The 16516-nt window shown below is 46.1% G+C and carries 14 protein-coding genes; 11 read left to right on the plus strand and 3 right to left on the minus strand.

From position 1 onward, the window contains the following. Positions 1–72: 72 nt before the first annotated feature. Positions 73–1155 carry a PAS domain-containing sensor histidine kinase gene (locus H8K32_RS13520; RefSeq protein ID WP_186913067.1) on the minus strand — a complete coding sequence of 361 codons (1083 nt, stop codon included), beginning with the start codon at positions 1153–1155 and terminating at the stop codon, positions 73–75. Positions 1156–1757: 602 nt separating this feature from the next. Between H8K32_RS13520 and H8K32_RS13525 the strand changes: the two genes are divergently transcribed. Further along, positions 1758–2624, plus strand: a complete 867-nt coding sequence (locus H8K32_RS13525) for a LuxR C-terminal-related transcriptional regulator (protein ID WP_186913068.1) — start codon at positions 1758–1760, stop codon at positions 2622–2624. A gap of 115 nt (positions 2625–2739) precedes the next feature. On the opposite strand, the gene H8K32_RS13530 is transcribed toward H8K32_RS13525, so the two are convergent. After that, complete coding sequence (locus H8K32_RS13530) at positions 2740–5088, minus strand: Tex family protein (RefSeq protein WP_186913069.1); 2349 nt, start codon at positions 5086–5088, stop codon at positions 2740–2742. Positions 5089–5210: 122 nt separating this feature from the next. On the opposite strand from H8K32_RS13530, the gene H8K32_RS13535 reads away from it, so the two are divergent. From H8K32_RS13535 to H8K32_RS13555, 5 genes are all read left to right on the plus strand, one after another. After that, entirely contained in the window at positions 5211–6188 is a 978-nt protein-coding gene (locus H8K32_RS13535) for an acyl-CoA thioester hydrolase/BAAT C-terminal domain-containing protein (RefSeq protein ID WP_186913070.1), read from the plus strand. Between the two features lie 144 nt (positions 6189–6332). Next, positions 6333–7826 (plus strand): COG3014 family protein, encoded by a 1494-nt coding sequence (locus H8K32_RS13540; RefSeq protein ID WP_186913071.1) that lies wholly within the window; start codon positions 6333–6335, stop codon positions 7824–7826. Positions 7827–7859: 33 nt separating this feature from the next. Then, the gene (locus tag H8K32_RS13545) at positions 7860–8255 is read left to right on the plus strand and encodes a YcfL family putative periplasmic lipoprotein (protein ID WP_186913072.1); all 396 of its coding nucleotides are present in this window, start codon (positions 7860–7862) and stop codon (positions 8253–8255) included. A gap of 60 nt (positions 8256–8315) precedes the next feature. Further along, positions 8316–8930: a penicillin-binding protein activator LpoB gene (lpoB, locus tag H8K32_RS13550; protein WP_186913073.1), complete on the plus strand. Its 615-nt coding sequence runs from the start codon at positions 8316–8318 to the stop codon at positions 8928–8930. Positions 8931–8985: 55 nt separating this feature from the next. Beyond that, positions 8986–9819, plus strand: coding sequence for a hypothetical protein (locus H8K32_RS13555; protein ID WP_222613109.1), 834 nt, complete (start codon positions 8986–8988; stop codon positions 9817–9819). A gap of 230 nt (positions 9820–10049) precedes the next feature. On the opposite strand, the gene H8K32_RS13560 is transcribed toward H8K32_RS13555, so the two are convergent. Further along, complete coding sequence (locus H8K32_RS13560; protein ID WP_186913075.1) at positions 10050–11396, minus strand: MFS transporter; 1347 nt, start codon at positions 11394–11396, stop codon at positions 10050–10052. A gap of 149 nt (positions 11397–11545) precedes the next feature. On the opposite strand from H8K32_RS13560, the gene cyoA reads away from it, so the two are divergent. From cyoA to H8K32_RS13585, 5 genes are read left to right on the plus strand one after another with little or no spacing between them, the layout of a single operon-like run. Continuing rightward, on the plus strand, positions 11546–12571 hold the full coding sequence (cyoA, locus tag H8K32_RS13565; RefSeq protein ID WP_186913076.1) for a ubiquinol oxidase subunit II: 1026 nt from the start codon (positions 11546–11548) through the stop codon (positions 12569–12571). Then, positions 12571–14574, plus strand: a complete 2004-nt coding sequence (cyoB, locus tag H8K32_RS13570; protein ID WP_186913077.1) for a cytochrome o ubiquinol oxidase subunit I — start codon at positions 12571–12573, stop codon at positions 14572–14574. Before cyoA ends, cyoB begins: the two co-directional genes overlap by 1 nt. Then, positions 14567–15202, plus strand: coding sequence for a cytochrome o ubiquinol oxidase subunit III (cyoC, locus tag H8K32_RS13575; RefSeq protein ID WP_186913078.1), 636 nt, complete (start codon positions 14567–14569; stop codon positions 15200–15202). Before cyoB ends, cyoC begins: the two co-directional genes overlap by 8 nt. Further along, the gene (gene cyoD, locus H8K32_RS13580; RefSeq protein WP_186913079.1) at positions 15199–15651 is read left to right on the plus strand and encodes a cytochrome o ubiquinol oxidase subunit IV; all 453 of its coding nucleotides are present in this window, start codon (positions 15199–15201) and stop codon (positions 15649–15651) included. The genes cyoC and cyoD overlap by 4 nt, the downstream gene beginning before the upstream one ends. Then, positions 15648–16472: an SURF1 family protein gene (locus H8K32_RS13585; RefSeq protein WP_186913080.1), complete on the plus strand. Its 825-nt coding sequence runs from the start codon at positions 15648–15650 to the stop codon at positions 16470–16472. Before cyoD ends, H8K32_RS13585 begins: the two co-directional genes overlap by 4 nt. Positions 16473–16516: the final 44 nt, after the last annotated feature.

Genomic DNA, 16516 nt, shown 5'->3' on the forward strand with positions numbered 1-16516 from the left:
AATCATGAAATCATTAAATTTTATTTTTTCATTTCAGATTCTTGCGACCCTACCTTGTTAAATCGAATTTATCTATACAGGCATTCGTATTTCGACAATGGTGCCGGGTTGTCCGTTTAGAATTTTTAGCTCGCCCTTCACTGCATGTACACGTTCACGCATTCCAATTAAACCAAAAGATTGCTTTTTGTTGAGGTCAGAATGAGAAATTCCTATGCCGTTATCAGCAATCTTGAAGTATAAGCCCTCGCTATTTTTAACGAGTTCAATATCTACATGCGTTGCATACGCATGGCGAGCAATATTTGATAAGGATTCCTGAACAATCCGATATATCGTCGTTGAGGTTTCTTCACAAAAATTCAAATCATCTTCAACTGCAATCAACTGACAGTTGATCAAGTGACGCTGGGTAAATTCTTTGGAGAGCGCGCGCAAAGAAAAAAAGAGTCCACCTTCATCTAAGGAGTTTGGGCGCAAATCAGAGGCGAGTTGCCTCAAGCTGGCAATGGATTTCAGGATTAACTTATCCATGCCATCAATATGTGTCACTGCGTCTGTGTTTTCGGACTGCTTATTTCGTAAAAAGTGCAAATCGATACGTAGCGCAGCCAGAAGTTGTCCAAGGTTATCGTGCAATTCACGCGCAATATGTTTTCTCTCTTCTTCGCGAGCAGTCTGTATTGATCTGGTCAGATTGCTTAACTCTTGATGGTACTGATCCAATTTTTGCTTGGCGATTTTGCGTTCTGTAATATCGCGAAAAATGACCGTGTAAAAACGTTGCTCACCTTCGGTGAAACTAGAAATACTGGCCTCAATTGGAAATTCCTGGCCATTTTTTTTTAGTCCAGTAACATAAAAATCTTCAAAATTAGCTCCCATCTCGCGAATGGAAACGCCAGTTTTCCCAAAATTTTTAACGTGTTGATTATGATTTTCGCGATGCCGACCAGGAATTATCTGATCTAAATTCATCCCTAACATTGCTTCATCTGTGCTTTCGGACCCATACCCAAAAAACATGGTAGCTGCCGCATTCACATAAATGATCTTATGATCTGAATCGATGGTAATAATGCCGTCTTTGGCGCTGGCAACAATCCCAGAAAAACGCTTAAGATTAGACTGCAATTCTTGTTCATTATTATTCATGCTGGTAAATACAAAGAGTGAAATGAGGAACGTAAAAAAGATAATAGTGAATCGTGCTAGTCATACTTGGCGGCTTGTGCAAAAGTCCAAAGCATTGTCGAAAAAGCGAACCTCAAAATATTCGCTTATGTGCCAAGGAAAAATAAAACTACTATATTGTCAAAGTATCCTTCTATTTTGATTCACTCGCAACAATACCAACATAACTTCTAATGTTTTTTGATAGTGTGAATGTAGCGTAAGAGTAGCCTTGAAAAGCTAAGGAAAACGACATTCTTCATAGCGAACGTTTAGGTGATTGAAATTAAATTAGGCAGTTTTTGTGACAGTTTGCAGGAAGTGAAATAGTTATAAGTGACTATCAAAATAGTTAGTATTAGCGTGTAAATTTAATTTAATTTTCTAATGCTCTTGAGGTAGAACAATAAGTTTTCATAAAACCGAAAATAGCTTTATTCTTTCTAGAGGGCGGTTTGAGGTGTATCAATTGAACTTAGCTTTCTAGGAATATTGTGTAGTAGCGCCGCCGAATATCAATCGGAAATGCCTTAGCTTCAATAAGATTTCAGAAATAGCGGTCATGTTTTCGTTTGATTAATTCATTGAACATTGATTCATCAAGAGATTCTTACAGAAGAAAAATAAAGAAAATGCCAAGTCAAATTACCAAGGATTTATCATTGTTTATCGATCAGCTTCCTGGCGTGATCTATCAGTTTTTTGTCTTTAAGAATGGTGACTGGAAATTTCTTCTGCTCAGTAATCACATTCGTGATCTGTATGAGGTATCACCTGAAGAGGCCTACGAAAATCATTTCGTTATTACCAATCAGATTATTCCCGATGACAGAGCTGATCACCGAAAGTCGATTGAAGACGCGGTTAATCAACGCAGAAACTGGGCGCACCTTCATCGCATACGGACCCCATCAGGTACCCTCAAATGGGTATTTGCCCAGGCGTCGTTATCTGAAACGAATATCGACGGTAGTCTCTGGTCAGGTGTATTGACCGATGTGACAGATTTGATTGGAAATGAAAGCCAGGTAATTGAATTTATTCAAAAATTTGAAGACTCTCTTAAAATCCGGCAAACCGAAATAGGCAGGGAAATTCATTTTCTCGATAATCTTCGACGTCGTTTTTTATCGGATCAAGTGCAACCTGGCGTTTGTCATGACAAGTCCGTTGCAATTTCAAATACGCCATCACCAATTGACGTGAACGCAGACCCATTTATTCGTAGTAAAAAAGCTGCACGCAGTGGGGAAAGTTTGTCAGCAAGAGAGTTAGAAATCTTAATGTTAATTGCTAAAGGTGGAACCTCAAAGAGTATTGCCGATAAGCTGAATATTGCCTTGACCACGGTCAACGCTCATCGCAGAAATATGAAGAAAAAGCTTAATGTGACGACGACAAATCAAATGATGCAATACGCCATACTGCATTATCAGCAGGTCAAATTTTGACTATGTTTGTTGATTTGAAGTGATTTTAATTGTGGCTGGCTTGTATTGTTCTGGCGCTGATTGTTGAAAAAAACCGGAGACTGTGCTCCGGTTTTTTTCTTACGTAAGTGCGGATCTAGCCACGCAGCTTTGCAAATGCAGCCGCCATTGCATTACCTGCAGGAGCTGCCGCAGGCGCTTGTGAACGATGTTGATTGAGACGTTTCGCATCGTTACGATCACCACGTTGTTCTGGCTTGCTGCCCGCTTGCGGTGCAGCATCGGTCAAACGCATGGTCAGGGCAATACGCTGACGTTTGACGTCCACTTCTAACACTTTCACCTTCACAACCTGACCTGCTTTGACGACGGTGTGTGGGTCTTTTACGAAAGTATTCGACAGGGCAGAAATATGCACCAGCCCGTCTTGGTGAACCCCGATGTCAACAAAGGCGCCGAAGGCTGCCACGTTCGTCACAACACCTTCTAGTATCATATCCGGACGCAAATCTTTGATTTCTTCCACGCCTTCTTTAAAGGTGGCGGTAGTGAATTCAGGACGTGGATCGCGGCCTGGTTTTTCCAATTCTTTGATGATGTCAGTAATCGTTGGTACACCGAATTTTTCATCAGCGTATTTGGCTGGATTCAATGATTTTAACAAGCCGCTGTCACCAATGACGCCTTTGACATCTTTCTTGATGTCAGCCAGAATTTTTTCAACCAACGGATACGATTCTGGATGCACCGCAGACGCGTCGAGAGGATTCGTGCCGTTCATGACGCGCAAGAAACCCGCCGCTTGTTCAAATGTCTTGTCACCAAGGCGTGGAACAGAACGCAAATCGGCACGTGAATTGAACATCCCTTTAGCATCGCGGAAGTTCACAATGCTTTGTGCAACACTAGCAGACAAGCCGGAAACCCGCGCCAATAAAGGAGCAGATGCGGTATTGACGTCGACACCAACTGCATTTACGCAATCCTCAACCACAGCATCCAAAGAACGGGCTAACTGGCTTTGACTCACATCATGCTGATATTGACCTACACCGATGGATTTGGGGTCGATCTTGACCAATTCTGCCAACGGATCTTGCAAGCGACGTGCAATCGATACTGCACCGCGGATCGAGACGTCGAGGTCAGGTAATTCTTTAGAAGCAAATTCAGAAGCAGAATAAACCGACGCACCTGCTTCAGAAACGACGATCTTAGTTAGTTTTAACTCTGGTTTGAGTTTGATCAGGTCTTGCGCCAGTTTGTCGGTTTCGCGTGATGCCGTGCCGTTGCCGATCGAAATCAACGACACATTGTGTTTGGCGGCCAGCTGCGCCAAGACATGCAAAGAACCATCCCAGTCATTGCGTGGCTGATGCGGGTAAATGGTTGCGTGTTCCATGACTTTACCGGTGGCATCGACAATGGCGACTTTGACGCCAGTACGTAGACCAGGATCGAGTCCCATGGTCGCACGTGGACCCGCAGGCGCTGCTAACAGCAGGTCTTTCAGGTTACGTGCAAACACGTTGATCGCTTCGATCTCGGATTGTTCACGCAATTTGCCCATCAATTCTGTATCCAGATGCATAAACACCTTGACACGCCATGCCCAGCGTACGGTATCGACCAGCCATTTGTCGGCCGGGCGATCTTTTTGACTAATGCCAAAATGCGCTGCAATTCGGCCTTCGCAAGGATTTAATGGCGAAGCCCAGGTTGGTTTTTCTTCTTCGCTATCAAGACGCAACGTAACTGTCAGCATCTCTTCGCGACGGCCGCGGAACAAGGCCAGCGCGCGGTGTGATGGGATCGTGCCCAGGGTTTCTGAGTAGTCAAAATAATCGGCAAACTTTTCACCAGCTTCTTCTTTGCCTGGTACCACTTTGGATTCGACGACGCCGTGATCGTTCAGATATTCGCGCAGGGATTGCAGTAGTGTCGCATCTTCTGCAAAGCGTTCCATCAAAATCTGGCGCGCGCCATCGAGTGCCGTTTTGGTATCTGGTACACCAGGGTTGTCGCCGTTATCCGTCGTGAAGGCAGGTTTTAAATATACTGCCGCTTCGGTTTCCGGATTCAACAGGGGGTTTGCCAGCAAAGCATCGGCGAGTGGCAACAAACCAGCCTCTACAGCAATTTGCGCTTTAGTGCGACGCTTGGGTTTGTACGGGAGGTATAAATCTTCGAGACGCGTTTTGTCTTCGGCGTGGGTAATCGCATCTAGCAGAACTGGCGTCATTTTGCCTTGTTCTTCGATCGACGCCACAATCGCAGCGCGACGGTCTTCGAGTTCACGTAAATATCGCAGACGCTCTTCGAGTAGGCGCAGTTGGATATCATCCAGTCCACCGGTAACTTCTTTCCGGTAGCGGGCAATAAACGGTACGGTAGCACCTTCATCCAGCAAGGCAACGGCAGCAGCAACCTGAACTGGCTTTGCAGCGAGTTCTAAGGCGAGTCTTTGTTCAATCGAAGGCAGCATAAATCCAGAATCCAGACAATAAAAAGCAATCAAGGCGCAGATGATACGCAATTTGTGCAATTGCGCCAGTCTTGACAGCGTGAAAGACTGGAGTTAAAAGATAGAAACGTGCAAGTCTGTCAATGTTGATGATGAAAAAGGATAAGGTTTTGTATCTGTATCTGTATCTGTATCGGGTCGTGAGCTTGATATTGCTCTTGCTAGTATCAATGCCAGGAGTTGCTGGTGGATTGTCACCAATGACGATGAACTTTGATGATGGGGGCAGTGCGATTTATTACTCTTTCGATAAAAGCATAACCAGTCCGGGTGACGTCGTCGGGCCGATTAAAAACCTAATTTTTGTTATTGCTGGTTCCGGTTGTGGCAGCATGGGACGCTTCTTGCCAGAATATTTTACTGGATTAGAAGGGGAGTCTGGGCGAACCCGGATTTTTGTATTGCAAAAGCGTTTTATCGCTGAAATGGCAGATGGTCAGAAATGTAGTGACGATTTTGTGCGTGCCGACCATATTTCGCAATGGCATGTGGATCAATTGAAGTTCATTCGTGCGCGACTGGCGGAAATAGATGTGGCAACTGGCAGGGTGGTCTTGTTAGGCATTTCTGAGGGAGCCGAACTAGTACCCTTAATAGCGGCCGATTTACCACAAGTTACGCACATGGCCTTGCTTTCGCACAGCGGGATGAATGCTGGTCGTGTCTATCATGCATTAGCTGCGGATTACCCGCATATGGCACGCGGCTGGCAGGAATTGCAAACGGTACTGGCGTCTCGACCGGCCGATCCCGACGGCGTATCTATTCATAGTCGTAGTTGGCGCTACTGGAAAGAAATCCTCGATTTACCGGAGACCGAGAGTTTATTGGCAAGCAAATTGCCCATATTATTAGGTGCAGGAGGGGCGGATCGGTTGATTCCAGCACATTCTTTGGATCAATTGCGGCATCAGTTTATCGAGGCCGGAAATGATCATTTACGTATACTCCAATATCCGCTTGCTGATCACGGTCTGATGGGGCCAACTCATAACTATTTACCTGACTTCATGTGGCAACTCGATCTTTGGTTGTCTGAAAGCAAAACATTGACCCCTTGAATCCACAATATATTTTTCTTGATTTTGTTGTTTCATGCACCTTGCTGGATAAAAATCAAATGACAGGAAAACATAGTTTTCATATAATTAACAAATCAGGTAATCGCCTGCTCACTCATTTCTATATTCTTCTGATCGCTCCCTATGCGCCTTTCTGCAAATAAATTTTCCCCAATCTTTGCTGCACTGATTTTGAGCGGTTGTGCGACCGCTCCCACTCATGATAGTCAAGTCGGCAATACAATCGCTGTGGTCAAAACGGGCAATATTGATGAAGCTATTAAGCAAGTCGAGCAACAAACTCAAGGGAAAAATGAGAAAGACTTATTGCTGAATTTAGAAAAAGGCGAACTCATGCGTGTCGGCAAACGCTATCAAGAAAGTCTTGATGCTTTTGGTGTTGCTGACGTCAGCGTCAAGGCTTGGGAAGAAACGGCAAAGTCGAATCCTCAAAAACTCATGGGTCAGATCGGTGCTTTGATTATGGGGGATGCAAGTCGTGATTATGAAGGCCAGGATTACGAAAAAGTCATGTTGACCATCAGAATGGCGATGGATCGCATCAATCTTGGCGACCTCGATACAGCCCGTGTCGATATCAAGCGCACGCACGAACGCGAAGCAGTTATTGCTGAGTTCCGTTCTAAAGAAACGTTGGAAGCGGAAAATGATGCAAAGAGTAAAGGCGTCACTACTGGTAACAAAGAGTTGAATGGGTACCCTGTAGAAACGCTCAATGATCCAGCCGTGTTGCAGCTAAAAAATGGCTACCAGAATGCATTGGGTCATTACCTGGCCGGTTTTGTCTACGAGGCGTTGAATGAGCCTGGTTTGGCTGCGCCTGGTTATCGCAAGGCTATCGAATTACGTCCGGAATTACCAGTCCTTGAAGATGGTTTGAAGGGGCTTGATCAACGCACTAGTTTTAGACGTAAAAAAGGTGTAACGGACGTATTGTTTGTGATCGAAGCTGGTAATTCTCCAGCACGTCAGTCGAAAAAAATTGCGTTTCCTGTTCCTACTGGCCATGGATTGATCACGGTCTCGTTTGCTTTCCCAGTTATTTATCCTGATAATGACGCGCCGGTAATTAATTCTTTTGCTGTTGGCAACCAGATTTTACCAACGGCAATGGTCGCAGATTTTAATGTGATGGCACGTCGTGCACTGAAAGATGAGTTGCCAGGTATTCAAACACGTGCAGCTATCCGGGCAGTGACGAAAGCTGTTGCCCAAGATCAGGTAAATAAGCATTTTGGAGCACTTGCTGGCTTGGCAGCCAATATTGCGGTTGCTGCTACTGAAAGTCCAGCTGATGACCGCATGTGGAGAAGTTTGCCGGAGCGGGTGTTCATTGCCCGTGCATTTTTGCCGCCTGGTGACTATAACGTTAATTTTTCTGGCCGTGCTGGAGATACCACCAAGGTGACTGTTGATGGACGTTATATGGTCGTTCCTGTGCGCCTGTATCCTAACCAAACTTATGTCGGTGATCAGGCAAAATTTGGTACCGTGACGCCTGTAGCGGAAGTTGCGCCTGAGCCAGCATCTAAATCAGCATCGAAGAAACCTGCGGCTAAAAGTAATAAATCTACGGCTGCTGCAGCTGCGACAGCAGTTCGCAGTCCGACGAATTAATTTAAATGATTTAATTGATAAGGACGAATACCAATGAATTTCAAATTATGCGCTGCGGCGGTCGCTCTCAGCTTCGCCTGCAGTAATGCGCCAGTGCTGGCGGAAAATTTACCCATTGCAATTTCACCAGGTATCGCCGCCAAACTGATGGTTCGTGGTCCGCTGGAGGGCGTACAGGTGACCGATTTGCGTTCTCAAAAGCGCAATGATGTGTTGGTGGTGCAAGCAGAAATGTATAACACCACAGTCAATGACGTGCGGGTTTACTACCGCTTTCGCTGGACTGATGCCGGTGGTATGCAGGTTGGTGATGGTGAAGTTTGGAAGCCTCTTACCGTACTTGGCAAACAAAGTCAGTTAATTAAGGGAACAGCTTATGGTCCGCAAGCAGTTGATTTCAAAATTGAAATGAGTGCAGAACCACGCTAAGTAGCTTGTTGTTGATCATTTTTGTCGCTTCCAAATAAAGTAAAGAACTAAGGAGTTTCCATGTCCCGTTTTGTTTCTATTTCAAAATCTCTGTGTTTGTTGGCGTTAATCGCTGGCGCCTTGTCTGCTTGCCAGACCCGTGTTTCTCAACCAACCGTCAGCTTGGCTCGTCAGGTTAGTTATGGTGATAATAAAGCGGTTGAAACCGTTACTAATGAATTTGGTTCTACTGATTTGCAGATGATCGCAGAAAAGATGGTGGGTTCACTCCTGGAAGATCCAGTTCTTAGCGGTCGCCCGACTTTGACATTGGCTGGCGTGCGCAACAAGACCAGCGAATACATCGATACCAAATCGATTATGAATACAATTCAAACCGCGTTGGTAAAAAGCCGCAAAGTCAAAATGACACGTAGCGCTGACGAAATGCAGCAAGGTGTTGATGAGTTACAGCGTCAGAATCAAAGTGGCCTGTACAAATCTCAAGGTAAGGCAAAAATCGGTAATATGGCTGCCGCCAAGTATTCACTTGAGGGTGAAATCGTTTCTATCGTTAAACAAAATGCGACAACTAAAGACGTGTTTTATAAAATGACACTCAAATTGTATGACATTGAAGATGGTTCGATTGAGTGGGAAGAAGAAAAAGAAATTCGTAAAACGTCTAAAAAATAATTCCGGTGGGAAGTCTTTTGACACGCCCACTAGCTTGTATCCCGAAAAAGGAAGCATGATGTTCCAAGTTAAAACCTTAATTGCGACAGCATTTTGCTCAGTCAGCGTACTCAGTGCACTCAGTGCATATGCGGCAGAGCCAAAAATTGCAGTCACTGATTTGACCTATGAAGAAAAAGTTAGCGAGTATTTTCACGTGGTTGCTGCCAGCAGTAAAAGTAGCGTCAAAGGCAGCTATAGCGAACGTGAAACGGATCACAGCTACTCTCAACGCGGCAACGTAAATGCCAAAAGCGAGAGTAATTATTATGAAGCCGAAGGCACCTATACGTATATCGATCGAGGCGAACTTAAAAATTATACAGCTGATCTGAAAGGTGCGATGATTAGAGGTGGTGGCGTTCATATTATGGAAGCACGTCCTTATGTTGGCAAACCGATGGAAAAGATTTACGACATCATTAGCCGCATTAAGCAAGGGATGTATCCGGGCGCTGATTATGTTTTGTTTGGTACGGTAAGCAGTATTCAATTCCGTCAAGAAAGTAATCAACTGCAGTACGGCAATTCAATGACGGCCAGTCTGTCACTTGATCTGGTTGCTGATTTTAATTTGATCAATACCAAGACTTACGAAGTGAAGGCGGCGTTTAGCGCTAGTGGCTCCGGTGTCGATACGAAAATCATTAGCCGTGCGGGTGATCGTGTTGCATTTAATCGTGGCAAGGTCATTCAGGAAACTTCGCGCAGTCTTGCTGATGCTGCCTATGGTGAATTGATGGCGCAGTTTGGCGTACCGCGTGGTACCAATCGTACGCAATATCAAAACACAAATGGTCAGATGGTTGCACCGCCACCAGTTTCTGAGCCGGTCACAGTCTATCATTGATAAATTTTGATGACAGTCGGTAAAATCAGGTGAGTATATAAAGTTTAAAGGCTGGCAATTGCTGGCCTTTTTTACGTCAGTTCATTGCTTTAGAGGGAATTAGAAAAATTTTCATTGAGGCGGGTGGTACCCGTATGAACTGCGTATAAGTGTTAAGGGTGGGATGAGTAGATTATCTGCTCATCCCACCCTTACTATTTATATGACTAATTGAATAATCCCGGCCGCAACTAATCCCGGATTTCCAGTGCCCGGTTTAAGCTCAATGCAGCCATAGAGCAGGCGGCGCCAGATAGTAAATAGAGGCTGACGTAGGCCAGTCCGAAATGCGAGGATAGGCCAAGAGCGACCAAGGGTGCGAAACCAGCACCGACTAGCCATGCCAGGTCTGAAGTTAATGCTGCGCCGGTATAGCGGTATTTGGCAGCGAAATTTGCAGTCACTGCACCAGCAGCCTGGCCGTAAGACAGCCCCAGCAATACAAAGCCCAACAGGATGAAAATGTTTTGCCCTTGTTCGCCACCATCAAGTAATGTTGGGACAAAACCGCTTAGTACGGCAATCATCAGCGCAAGTGTACCCAAGGTATTGCGGCGTCCAAAGCGATCGGCGATCAAACCAGATAAAACGACTGACACCGCCATCAATGCAGCACCACCCACCTGAATGTACAAAAAATCACTTAAATTTCGCGGCGAATACAAAGTAATCCACGATAAAGGGAAAACCGTCACCAGATGGAATAAGGCATAACTTGCCAGTGCTGCCAGTGCGCCGATTAGTACATTGCGTCCCTGGGAGCTTACTAGTTCGGTGACTTTGGTTGGCTCTAATTCACGTTCATCCAACAAACGAGCGTATTCATTGGTGGAAACCAGGCGCAAGCGGGCAAACAAGGCCACTACGTTAATCGCAAACGCCACATAAAACGGGAAACGCCAACCCCATTCCAGAAAATCCTCTGCCGTTGTGTTCGATATCAAAAAGGCGAAGATACTACCGGCGATCATGAAGCCAAAAGGGGCACCAAGTTGCCCTAGCATCGCATACCAGCCGCGTTTGTTTTGCGGTGCGTTCAATGCCAGCAAAGAAGGTAGTCCATCCCATGCACCACCCAAAGCAATGCCCTGTCCGACGCGCAAAACTGAAAGCAGTACAATGGCAGTCACGCCTAAATGACTAAATGTCGGCAAAAATGCAATTCCAGCTGTCGAGAAACCTAACAAGACCAGCGCCATGGTCAATTTTGCTTCTCGCCCCAGATGGTGCTGGATAGACATAAAGATAATAGTGCCGAAAGGCCTTGCAAGAAACGCGAAAGAAAATATAGTGAATGCGTACAAAGTGCCTTCAAGGCGCGGTACGAAAGGGAAAAATACCATCGGGAAAACAAGTACCGAAGCGATGGCGTAGACAAAAAAGTCAAAATACTCCGACGCGCGTCCGATAACGACGCCAATTGCAATTTCTCCTGGCGCAATTGTCGTGTGGTCAGACTTGGTGTTTTTGGTTGAACCAGTGTTGGAACGGAGGGGAAATTCGGCGTTATGTTCGCCGTGGTGGCTGATACTTGGCATAGTCGTCTCTCGTAGTTATGGTCTGATCGATGGACGCCATGAACCCTCGCAGATATAACTTTGCTAAGGTAGGACAAAACGTCCAATCGCTAATGCTAGTCAGTCCATGTACATTACCATGAATCTCAGTCTAAATTGGATTTTTCATTATGATTTCCCTACTATTGCGGCGCGGACTTATGCTGTTTTGCGTTGCGCTGTTGGCTGGATGTGACACGATTGTGTTAAATCCTTTTGGCGATATCGCCGCCCAGCAGAGCAAACTGATTGTCGTTTCAACAATATTGATGCTGATCATCATCGTTCCGGTGATAGCACTCACTCTCTTTTTTGCATGGCGCTATCGCGCAAGCAATACGGAGGCAGCCTACGAACCCGATTGGGATCACTCCACAATGCTGGAGCTGATTATCTGGGGTGCACCGTTGTTAATTATCATCGCTTTAGGCACGATAACCTGGATTTCTACGCATACTCTTGATCCATATCGAAAGTTGTCGCGTTTAGATGAAAATCGTTCTATCCCTGCCAACGTGAAACCACTAGTGGTGGAAGTTGTTGCATTGGACTGGAAATGGTTGTTTATTTATCCAGAACAAGGTATCGCCACAGTGAATGAATTGGCGGTTCCGGTTGATGTGCCAGTCAGCTTCAAAATTACTGCTTCAACGGTAATGAACTCATTCTACATTCCAGCGTTGGCAGGTCAGATTTATGCGATGCCAGGTATGCAAACCGCATTGCACGCTGTGATCAACAAACCTGGTGTGTATGACGGTTTCTCCGCCAACTACAGCGGTGCAGGTTTCTCTGACATGAAATTCAAGTTCCACGGCATGAATCAGCAAGACTTTGATGGCTGGGTTGCCGCTGCGAAAGCAAATGCCAGCACGCTCAAACGTGCTGACTACATGAAGTTGGAAGAACCAAGCATTAAAGATGCTGTGCGCCATTATGGAACCGTGGATGCAGATTTGTTCCATGCGATTGTCAATCGTTGTGTTGCAGCTGATCAGGTTTGTATGGACCAGTTAATGGCAACCGACATGAACGTTAAATCTGCAAAGAATAGCGATACAAAAGGGTTGACTTTGCTTGCGCAGAATCAGCGTAACGGACGCACGCTTGATGCTGAAGTGTGTACCACGCCGTCAATTACTAGTGGGAAAAAATAATGTTAGACCAAATTGATATGACTAAGCTGATATTCGGCCGTCTGAGCTGGGATGCAATTCCCTTCCATGAACCGATTTTGTTAGCGACTTTTGTAATGGTGGCGCTGGGTGGAATCACCTTGTTAGGTGCCTTGACCTATTTCCGTGTATGGGGCAACTTGTGGAACAACTGGTTCACCAGTATTGACCACAAACGTATCGGTATCATGTACATGATCCTCGGTATCGTGATGTTGTTGCGCGGTTTTGCTGATGCGTTGATGATGCGTGCTCAGCAGGCATTGTCGTTCGGTGACGCACACGGTTTCTTGCCACCGCATCACTACGACCAGGTGTTCACGGCACACGGCGTGATCATGATTTTCTTCGTCGCAATGCCGTTCGTTACTGGTTTGATGAACTACGTCGTGCCTATGCAAATTGGTGCCCGCGACGTGGCTTTCCCGTTCCTGAATAATTTCAGCTTCTGGATGACGACCTTCGGTGCAGTATTGGTGATGGCATCTTTGTTCGTTGGTGAATTTGCTCGTACAGGTTGGTTGGCTTACCCACCGCTGTCAGGCATACTCGGTAGCCCGGACGTGGGAGTCGATTACTATATCTGGTCCTTACAGATTGCCGGTGTTGGTACCTTGTTATCCGGTGTGAACCTGATCGTCACGATCATCAAAATGCGTGCTCCTGGCATGACAATGATGAGAATGCCAGTATTCACATGGACAGCTTTGTGTACGAACGTTCTGATCGTTGCTGCTTTCCCAGTGTTGACTGCGGTATTGGCGATGTTGTCTCTGGATCGCGTCTTCGGTACGAACTTCTTCACGAACGACATGGGTGGTAATTCCATGATGTACGTGAATCTGATCTGGATCTGGGGTCACCCAGAGGTGTACATTCTGGTATTGCCAATTTTTGGTGTGTTCTCAGAAATCGTTTCTACTTTCAGCAGCAAACGTCTGTTCGGTTACACCTCCATGGTGTACGCGACTGTCGTTATTACCATCTTGTCTTACCTGGTATGGTTGCATCACTTCTTCACAATGGGATCCGGTGCGAGTGTTAACTCGTTCTTCGGGATCACGACGATGATTATTTCTATCCCGACCGGTGCGAAGATTTTCAACTGGTTGTTTACGATGTACCGTGGTCGTATCCGCTTCGAAGTACCGATGTTGTGGACCATGGGCTTTATGGTGACGTTCGTGATCGGTGGTATGACGGGCGTGTTGCTGGCGGTTCCACCTGCTGACTTCGTATTGCACAACAGTTTGTTCTTGATTGCTCACTTCCACAACGTGATTATTGGTGGCGTGGTATTTGGTACATTTGCTGGTATTAATTTCTGGTTCCCGAAAGCGTTTGGCTACAAGCTCGACGCGTTCTGGGGTAAGTGCTCATTCTGGTTCTGGACCATTGGTTTCTACTTTGCGTTCATGCCTTTGTATGTATTGGGTCTGATGGGCGTTACCCGTCGCCTGAGTCACTTTGAAGATCCATCCTTGCAGATCTGGTTCCAGATCGCTGCGTTCGGTGCGGTGTTGATTGCCTTCGGTATTGCCTGCTTCGTGATTCAGTTGGGCGTCAGCTTCATGCGTCGTGATTCATTGCGCGATTTTACTGGTGATCCATGGGGTGGTCGTACTCTGGAATGGTCGACATCTTCTCCACCTCCAGCATACAACTTTGCGTTCACACCAATGGTGCACGATATCGACACGTGGGCAGATATGAAGAGCAATAAATATCAGCGTCCTACTGATGGTTTTGTCTCTATTCATATGCCAAAAAATACAGGCGCTGGTGTGATTATCGCTGGCTTGAGTGCGGCTGTTGGCTTTGCTCTGATCTGGCAGATGTGGTTGCCTGCTGTTGTCGCGTTTATCGCAATGATGGTAGCGATCATTACTCATACCTTTAATTACAACCGCGATTACTACATTCCGGCGGACGAAGTTACCCGCACTGAAGCAGAACGCACACGTTTGTTAGCGAGCCATGTCTAATACATCTACTTCTACTCATAACGCGATGGGCGCAGCTTCCGGCTCACGCTACTTTGTTCGGGAACACCATCCTGAAAACGGCACTATGTTGGGTTTTTGGTTATACCTGATGAGTGACTGTCTGGTCTTTGCCTGCTTGTTTGCTGCTTATGCTGTGTTGGGGCGCAATTATGCAGGTGGTCCGACTGGTGCAGAAATTTTTGATCTGCCATTGGTTGGTCTGAATACTTCTTTGTTGTTGCTGTCGTCGATTACTTACGGTTTTGCGATGTTGGAATCGCAAAAAGATCGTTTGCGTAACACGATGATCTGGTTGGCTGTTACCGGTGTTTTGGGCGCGTGTTTTATCTATTTTGAATTGTACGAGTTCGTACATCTGATCCTGGAAGGCGCAGGCCCACAACGTAGTGGTTTCCTGACGTCATTCTTCGCGTTGGTGGGCACTCACGGTTTGCACGTCAGCTTCGGTATTATCTGGCTGGTGACTTTGTTATTCCAGTTGAAGCGTCATGGCCTGACACCAGAAAATCGCCGTCGCCTGATGTGTTTATCTATGTTCTGGCACTTTCTTGACGTTGTCTGGATTGGTGTCTTTACCTTTGTCTATTTGATGGGAGTTTTGCCATGAGTGCACACCACAATCACGGGGCTCATGGCCACCATGACCATCATGATCAGCATGGCCACGACCATGCTGATCACGGTAGTCTGAAAAGTTATGCAACCGGTTTCATCCTCGCTGTTATTTTGACGGTGATTCCATTCTGGCTGGTGATGGGTAAAGTATTCGATAAATCCAGTACCACAGGTTTTGTGTTACTAGGTTTGGCAGCAGTGCAGATCGTTGTTCATATGGTGTATTTCTTGCACATGAACTCGAAGTCAGAAGGCGGCTGGACGATGCTGGCATTGCTGTTCACAACCATGGTTGTTGTGATCATGATGAGTGGTTCTTTGTGGGTCATGTATCACCTGAATCACAACATGATGCCAGGGATGGATCACGAAACAGTACCTGAATCTATCAAGATGGCACCGGTAGAAAAAGAAATGAAGAAAATGCCTGGCATGTCATGATTGACCGTTTGAATCATGCGACTACTGATGCTGATGCATTAGTAGTCAATGCTTCCCAACCCCGTTCCAAATTTGTGAGGGTCACCCTCACAATTTGCGCGGGGTTGTTATTTTTGAGCTTCTTTTTGCTTGGCACCTGGCAAATTAAGCGGCTGCAGTGGAAGCTTGATCTGATTGCGCGCGTAGAGCAAAGAGTGCATGCTGCTCCGCAAGATGTACCTGTTGCCGCAAATTGGGCAAAAGTAAATGCGGCACAAGATGAGTATCGTCATGTGCGTCTCAGTGGTACTTACCTCTACCAGTACACTAGTCTGGTGTTGGCATCGACGGAATTAGGCCCTGGATATTGGGTCATGACGCCATTGCGAATGGACGATAACAACATCGTCTGGATCAATCGTGGCTATATTCCAACTGCGATGGCAGGACAATTTCAATCAACGAATACCAAGACTGCTGATGCTGGTGTGATGATCGCTGGTTTATTACGTATCAGCGAACCGAATGGTGGCTTTTTACGCCACAACGATCCAAGCGCACAACGGTGGTTTTCGCGTGATATCGAGGCAATGAGTACCTCTCATCGTTTAACTTTTGCGGCGCCGTATTTTGTTGATCTTGAAGCGCATTCATCCTCATCTTTGCCGGAAGCTAATGAATATCCAGTTCCCGGTCTGACCGTTATCGCCTTTCATAATAGCCATTTAGTCTACGCCTTGACCTGGTATGTGCTGGCATTGATGGTTGCCGGTGCCTATTTCTACGTCTGGCGCGAAGACAAGCGCCTCAACGCGCAGCGAAGCTCTCGTCAAGTCTCATAGTCTGTTAACATAGCGTGTTGCTGGGTTGTTCTGGCAAGTTTCAG

The sequence above is a fragment of the Cognatundibacterium jejuense genome (assembly GCF_014284255.1).
GTDB classification, from domain to species: Bacteria; Pseudomonadota; Gammaproteobacteria; order Burkholderiales; family Burkholderiaceae_D; genus Undibacterium; species Undibacterium jejuense.